4 protein-coding genes and 1 pseudogene are annotated in these 6704 nt (G+C 68.8%); all 5 read right to left on the bottom strand.

Features of this window, described 5'->3' with window-relative positions:
• The coding region (locus tag Q0741_RS16455; protein ID WP_298234282.1) for a biotin/lipoyl-containing protein at positions 1–276 on the bottom strand (276 nt) is incomplete at its 3' end.
• A gap of 119 nt (positions 277–395) precedes the next feature.
• Positions 396–3251 (bottom strand): 2-oxoglutarate dehydrogenase E1 component, encoded by a 2856-nt coding sequence (locus tag Q0741_RS16450; protein ID WP_298234281.1) that lies wholly within the window; start codon positions 3249–3251, stop codon positions 396–398.
• A gap of 381 nt (positions 3252–3632) precedes the next feature.
• Complete coding sequence (locus Q0741_RS16445; RefSeq protein ID WP_298234280.1) at positions 3633–4586, bottom strand: nitronate monooxygenase family protein; 954 nt, start codon at positions 4584–4586, stop codon at positions 3633–3635.
• 134 nt (positions 4587–4720) lie between these two features.
• A complete protein-coding gene (locus Q0741_RS16440; protein ID WP_298234279.1) occupies positions 4721–6517 on the bottom strand; it encodes an acyl-CoA dehydrogenase in 1797 nt (598 codons plus the stop codon).
• A 74-nt stretch (positions 6518–6591) separates the two neighbouring features.
• Positions 6592–6704 (bottom strand): annotated as a pseudogene (locus tag Q0741_RS16435) (electron transfer flavoprotein subunit alpha/FixB family protein); the annotation flags it as partial.

Below are 6704 nucleotides of genomic sequence, written 5' to 3'. Positions count from 1 at the left end.
GGCAGCGGCGGCCGGGGCGGCGGCGCCTGCGGCGGCTTCGGTGTCGATCTTGGCAATGACCTGGTCGCTCACGACGGTGCCGCCGTCGGCCACGACGATCTCACCGAGCACGCCGGCGGAAGGAGCGGGCACCTCCAGCACGACCTTGTCGGTCTCGATCTCGATCAGGATCTCGTCCTGGGCCACGGCCTCGCCGGCCTTCTTCTTCCACTGCAGCAGCGTGGCTTCGGCCACCGACTCGGACAGCTGCGGAACCTTGACTTCAACGATCGCCATTTGTGTTCTCTTCGGAATTTGGGGTGTGCCGGGGGTGAACCCGGCTGCCGCGCGGCTTTCTCGATGGCGCCGCGCGCGCAGGAGACGGCGCGCCACGCGGCGCGCCGCACTTCAGTGCATCACTTGTTGAGCGTGTAACCCTTGAGCTTGGCGAAAGCCTGCTCCAGCAGTGCCTTCTGCTGCTCCTGGTGCAGGTGCGCGTAGCCCACGGCCGGCGAGGCCGACGAGGGACGGCCGGCATAGCCCAGCTTCTGCCCTTCGCTCATGTTCTCGTGGATGTAGTGCTGCACGAAGAACCAGGCGCCCTGGTTCTGCGGCTCGTCCTGGCACCACACCACTTCCGTGGCGTTGGGGTACTTGCGCATCTCGGCGGCGAAGGCCTTGTGCGGGAACGGGTACAGCTGCTCGACGCGGATGACGGCCACGTCGGAAGCGCCCTTCTCGGCGCGCTTCTTCACCAGGTCGTAGTACACCTTGCCCGAGCAGGCGATCACGCGCTTGACCTTGGCGGCGTCGATGCTCGCATCGAGCTCGCCAATCACGGTGCGGAACTCGCCCTTGGTGAACTCGTTCAGCGGCGAGGTGGCGTCCTTGTTCCGCAGCAGCGACTTCGGGGTCATGATGACCAGCGGCTTGCGGAACTGGCGCACCATCTGGCGGCGCAGCACATGGAAGATCTGGCTGGCCGTGGTCGGCTGCACCACCTGCATGTTGTTGTCCGCCGACAGCTGCATGAAGCGCTCCAAGCGCGCCGAGCTGTGCTCGGGGCCCTGGCCCTCATAGCCGTGCGGCAGCATCATCACCAGGCCGTTGGCGCGGCCCCACTTCACCTCGCCCGAGGCGATGAACTGGTCGATCACCACCTGCGCGCCGTTGGCGAAGTCGCCGAACTGCGCTTCCCAGACCACCAGCGTGTTGGGCTCGGAGCCGGCGTAGCCGTATTCGAAGCCCAGCACCGCCTCCTCCGACAGGATGGAGTCGATGACGACGAACGGCGCCTGGTTGTCGGCCACGTTCTGCAGCGGCACGTAGGTGCCCTCGTCCCACTTCTCGCGCTTCTGGTCGTGGATCACCGCGTGGCGGTGCGTGAAGGTGCCACGGCCGCAGTCCTCGCCCGACAGGCGCACGGCGTAGCCGCTGGCCACCAGCGAGGCGAAGGCCATGTGCTCGCCCATGCCCCAGTCCACGTTGATGTCGCCGCGGCCCATGCTGGCGCGGTCGTCGTAGACCTTCTTGACCAGCGGGTGCAGGTTCACGCTCTCGGGGATGGTGGTCAGGCGCTCGGCCAGGCGCTTCCACTCGGTCAGCGGGATCGCGGTGTCGGCGGCGTCCGTCCACTTCTTGCCGATGAACGGCGTCCAATCGACCGCGTACTTGCTCTTGAAGTTGCTGAGCACCGGATCGACCGTGTGGCGGCCCTCGTCCATGGCGGCGCGGTAGGCCTTGACCATGTCGTCGCCCAGCGTCTCGCCCAGGCCCTGCGCGGCCAGCTTGTCGGCGTAGAGCTTGCGGGTGCCGGGGTGCGCGGCGATCTTGCGGTACATCAGCGGCTGGGTCAGCGCGGGCGTGTCCTGCTCGTTGTGACCCAGCTTGCGGAAGCAGATGATGTCCACCACGACGTCCTTGCGGAACGTCATGCGGAACTCCAGCGCCAGCTGCGCGGCCAGCACCACGGCTTCAGGATCGTCGCCGTTCACGTGCAGCACCGGCGCCTCGATCATCTTGACGACGTCGGTGCAGTACAGCGTGGAGCGCAGGTCGCGCGGGTCGGAGGTGGTGAAGCCGATCTGGTTGTTGATGATCAGGTGCACCGTGCCGCCGGTGGAGTAGCCGCGCGTCTCCGACAGCGCCAGCGTCTCCTGGTTCACGCCCTGGCCGCCGAAGGCGGAGTCGCCGTGCACCAGCACGGGCAGCACCTGGGCGCCGAGCTTGTCGCCGCGGCGGTCCATGCGCGCGCGCACCGAGCCTTCCACCACCGGGTTGACGATTTCCAGGTGCGAGGGGTTGAAGGCCAGGCTCAGGTGCACCGGGCCGCCGGGGGTGGCCACGTCGCTGGAGAAGCCCTGGTGGTACTTCACGTCACCCGCGGGCAGGTCCTCGGGCGCGGTGTGCTCGAACTCGGCGAACAGGTCCTTGGGCATCTTGCCCAGGGTGTTGACCAGCACGTTGAGGCGGCCGCGGTGGGCCATGCCGATCACGATTTCCTGCACGCCCTTCTGGCCGGCCTGCTGGATCAGCTCGTCCATCGCCGCGATGAAGCTCTCGCCGCCTTCGAGCGAGAAGCGCTTCTGGCCCACGTACTTGGTGTGCAGGTAGCGCTCCAGGCCCTCGGCCGCGGTCACGCGCTCCAGCACGTGCTTCTTCTGCTCAACGGTCAGGCTCGGCTTGCTGCGGATGCTTTCGAGCTTCTGCTGCCACCAGCGCTTCTGCGACTGGTCGGTGATGTGCATGAACTCGGCACCGATGGTGCTGCAGTAGGTCTCGCGCAGCGCCTGCACGATCTGCCGCAGCGTCATCTGCTCGGCGGTCGTGAAGTAGGTGTTGGTGGCGCTGAACGTGATGTCCATGTCGGACTCGCTCAGGTCGTAGAACGCCGGCTCCAGCTCGGGGATGCGGGGGCGCTCCTGGCGCTTGAGCGGGTCCAGGTCGGCCCAGCGCGAACCCAGCGAGCGGTAGGCCGCGATCAGGCTCTGAACGTGGACCTGCTTGCGCGCGACGGCGAGGTCGGCGCTGCTGGCCTTGACGGCGAAGGCGTTGGACTTGGCGCGCTGCGCGAAGGATTCGATGACGGGCGCGTGGGGAACGTCGGGACGCTCGCTGCCGTCCACCGCGGGGACGTTCTGCAGGGCGTCGAAGTATTCGCGCCAGTTTTCGGGCACGGAGCCCGGGTTGTCGAGGTAGGCCTCGTAGAGCTCCTCGACGTAGGGCGCATTGCCCCCGAACAGGTACGAGTTCGCCCTGTACTGCTGCATCATTTTTCGCTCACCTTTCGCCTTGTCCACAAGGCTGTTGGCTGGTTTGAAAAAACCTTCCGCGACACGGCTTGACCGGTTGGCGGATTGCGACCCGCCTTCACTAGGTTTTCTGGTGAAGAAACCAGCAAAGGGGACGGGAAGGACCACTCAGGAAACGGTGGACTGTACCATCCTGCAAGCCCGGGATGACGCCCATCTGACGTCCGGGAATGTTCTCGTTCCCTTCGCAAGCAGTTGGTGTAGCGGGCAGCCCGTCGAAACCCAAGGGCTGCTCCCGGGGGCGGTCCGTCCGACTTCCCGGGCCGGTCCTTGCGCGAGTCGCATGCCGCCGGCCGGCCAGGTCCGCGCGGCCGGACCTGGTGCCGCCGGAACACATCCTCGTCAAGGGGCCAGCACCCTGCGCCGCGCCGCCTCGTATTCCGCCTTGAGTTGTGCCACGCGCTGCGCCGCCGGCACCACCTCGCGCACCGCGCCGATGCCCTGACCCGCGCCCCAGATGTCCTTCCAGGCTTTGGCCAGCCCGGCGCCGAAGTTCATGGCGCTGGGGTCGCTCTGCGGCAGCGCGTCCGGGTCCAGCCCCGCGGCGGCGATGGAGCCGCGCAGGTAGTTGCCGTGCACACCGGTGAAGAGGTTCGTGTAGACGATGTCCGCCGCGCGCCCCTCGACGATGGCCCGCTTGTAGTCCGGCGCGGCGCGCGCCTCCTCGGTGGCGATGAAGGCCGAGCCCACGTAGGCCAGGTCGGCCCCGCAGGCCTGCGCCGCGAGCACCGCGCCGCCGTTGGCGATCGCGCCCGACAGCGCCAGCGGCCCGTCGAACCAGTGGCGGATCTCCTGCACCAGGGCGAAGGGGTTGATGGTGCCGGCATGTCCGCCCGCGCCCGCCGCCACGGCGATGAGCCCATCGGCGCCCTTCTCCACCGCCTTGCGCGCGAAGCGGTCGTCGATGACGTCGTGCAGCACGATGCCGCCCCAGCCGTGCACGGCCTGGTTGATCTCCTCGCGCGCGCCCAGCGAGCTGATGACGATGGGCACGCGGTACTTGGCGCACAGCGCCATGTCGTGCTCCAGCCGGTCGTTGCTGCGGTGGACGATCTGGTTGATCGCGAAGGGCGCGGCGGGCGACTCGGGGTGCGAGCGGTCATGCGCCGCCAGCGCCTGCGTGATCTCGTCCAGCCACTCGTCGAGCTGCGAGGCCGGCCGCGCGTTGAGCGCCGGCATGGCGCCCACGATGCCCGCGCGGCACTGCGCGATGACGAGCTTCGGGTTGCTGATGATGAACAGGGGCGCGCCGATGACCGGCAGCGACAGGTGGGACAGCAGGGGCGGCAAGGCCATGGGCGTCTCCCTCGTGGTGTCTCTCGTCATCCCGGCGCAAGCCGGGATCCACGCACTCCGGGCGGCATCCCGGGCGGCGTGGATGCCGGCTTTCGCCGGCATGACGGGGGAATGTTTCGGCTTCGTCGGCAGGCTCAGTACGCCTCCAGCGGCATCGCCGCCAGCGCGTCCGCGCCCTGCACGATCGCGTCGCGCCGCCCGGGCAGCGCGCCCAGCACGTGGTCAGCGAAGAAGCGCGCCGTGGCGATCTTGGCACGCAGGAAGGCCGCGTCCTCGCCCTGTGCCGAGGGCAGCCCCGCTTCGGCCACCAGCAGCGCGCGCGCCATCTGCCAGCCCGCCACCAGGGCGCCCGCGAGCATCAGGTACGGCACCGAGCCGGCATAGACGGCGTTGGGCCGCGTCTTGCCGTACTCCAGCACGAACGCCACCACGTCGAGGAAGGCCTGGCGCGCGGACGTGAGCCGGTGGTGCATGGCACGCGCATGGGCGCTGCCGCTGCCCGCCAGCTCGGCCTCCGTCGCTTCGATCTGCTGCGCCAGCCAGCGCGCGGTCTGGCCGCCGTCGCGCAGCGTCTTGCGCCCCACCAGATCGTTGGCCTGGATGGCGGTGGTGCCCTCGTAGATGGAGAGGATCTTGGCGTCGCGCAGGTACTGCGCCGCGCCGGTTTCCTCGATGAAGCCCATGCCGCCATGCACCTGGATGCCCAGCGAGGCCACGTCCAGGCTGACCTCGGTGCAGTAGCCCTTCACCAGCGGCACCATGAACTCGTAGAAGCGCCGGTTGGCCTCGCGCTGCGCCGGGTCCACGTGCGCGTGCGCCGCGTCGTGCGCCGCGGCGGCCACCAGCGCCATGGCGCGGCTGCCCTCGGTCTGCGCGCGCATGGTCATGAGCATGCGCTGCACGTCGGGGTGGTGAATGATCGGCACCGCCGCCGCGGCGCTGCCATCCACCGGGCGCGACTGCACGCGCTCGCGCGCATAGGCCACCGCGTGCTGGTAGGCGCGCTCGGACACCGCCACGCCCTGCACGCCCACCGCGTAGCGGGCGGCGTTCATCATGATGAACATGTACTCCAGCCCGCGGTTCTCCTCGCCCACGAGGTAGCCCACGGCGCCGTCCTTCTCGCCGTACTGCAGCACGGCGGTGGGGCTGGCCTTGATGCCCAGCTTGTGCTCGATGCTCACGCAGTGCACGTCGTTGCGCACCGTGGCCTGGCCCTGCGCGTCGGGCAAGAACTTCGGGACGATGAACAGGCTGATGCCCTTGACGCCCTCGGGTGCGCCCGCAACCCGCCCCAGCACCATGTGCACGATGTTCTCGGCCAGGTCGTGCTCGCCCCAGGTGATGAAGATCTTGGTGCCGAAGAGGCGGTACGTGCCGTCGGCCTGCGGCTCGGCCCGCGTGCGCACCAGCGCCAGATCGGAGCCGGCCTGCGGCTCGGTGAGGTTCATGGTGCCGGTCCAGCGCCCGTCGATCATGGGCGGGATGTAGGCGGCCTGCTGCTCGGCCGAGCCGGCGGTCAGCAGCGCCTCGATGGCGCCGTCGGTCAGCAGCGGGCACAGCGCGAAGCTGAGGTTGGCGCTGTTGACCATCTCGTTGCAGGCCGCGCCGATGAGCTTGGGCAGGCCCTGCCCGCCGAAGTCCGCCGGGTGCTGCAGTCCCTGCCAGCCGCCGGCGGCGTACTGTGCGAAGGCCTCCTTGAAGCCGGGCGTGCTGTGCACCTCGCCGTTGTCCCAGCGCGAGGGGTTGCGGTCGCCGGCGACGTTGAGCGGCGCCAGCACCTCCTCGCACAGCCGCGCGCACTCCTCCAGCACCGCCTGGGCCGTCTCGGGCCCGGCGTCCTCGAAGCCCGGCCAGCGCGCGATCTGGTCCAGCCGCGCCAGCTCGTTCATCACGAACAGGTAATCCCTGATGGGTGCCTTGTAGGCCATGGCGTTGTCTCCTTGTGGATATGTCGTTATGGAAGAAAAAAGGGCGCCACTGGCGCCCTTGTGTCTGATCCGGCTTACAGCGCCTTGACCAGCGCCGGCACGGCCTCGAAGACGTCGGCCTCCAGGCCGTAATCGGCCACGCTGAAGATCGGCGCCTCCGGGTCCTTGTTGATCGCCACGATCACCT

Source organism: uncultured Azohydromonas sp. (genome assembly GCF_937926365.1).
In the GTDB taxonomy this organism is placed as follows: Bacteria; Pseudomonadota; Gammaproteobacteria; order Burkholderiales; family Burkholderiaceae_C; genus Azohydromonas.
The sequence above is the reverse complement of the archived record's forward strand: the minus strand, read 5'-3'. Positions and strand labels throughout refer to the sequence as shown.